This window comes from Rhodococcus yananensis, from assembly GCF_020515525.1.
In the GTDB taxonomy this organism is placed as follows: Bacteria; Actinomycetota; Actinomycetes; order Mycobacteriales; family Mycobacteriaceae; genus Rhodococcus; species Rhodococcus yananensis.
In genome coordinates, this window is sequence record NZ_JAIYEP010000176.1 from 1 (window position 1) to 536 (window position 536).

1 protein-coding gene is annotated in these 536 nt (G+C 64.2%); it reads left to right on the plus strand.

Features of this window, described 5'->3' with window-relative positions:
• Window positions 1-300: 300 nt before the first annotated feature.
• On the plus strand, window positions 301-536 hold a 236-nt coding region (locus LDQ05_RS19655; protein WP_226438628.1), incomplete at its 3' end, for a transposase family protein.

Sequence of the window (536 nt, forward strand, 5' to 3'; positions counted from 1 at the left end):
GGCTTCGACCGCCATCCTCGTTGCTCGTTCCTTCAGCTCAACGCTGTACTTCCGTGGTGCTGCCATGCTCTCCATCCTTCACAGGTTCGAGAGCCTCCGACAGACCCGGGGCGATTCACATCCGCGATAGCGCGCCACGGTGGTCCCTACCCCAGCGTGCTGTAGTTGTTGACTAGCAGGCCCCTGAACTGGGTCTATAAGGAAATCTGGGGCATTGTTCGGGCCGATTGCGCGGGCATGGGGACAGGGATTGATCATGGATGTGTCTCACGCATCCAGATCGTCCACGAGGAGTCACCCATGCCCGCCGGGACAGTGTCCCTGATCGACCCCTGCCTTGACCAACTGGCCCGGTGGCACGCCGCTGTCGACGACGTCGCGCAACTGCCGGAGCTGCTCACCACACTCGAATCAGTGCCCGATCCACGTGCCCGCCGCGGCCGCCGCTACCGACTACCCTCGTTGATCACCGTGGCGTTGTGCGCGGTCTCCGCCGGTGCCCGGTCGTACTACGCCATCGCCGACTGGGCCACCCG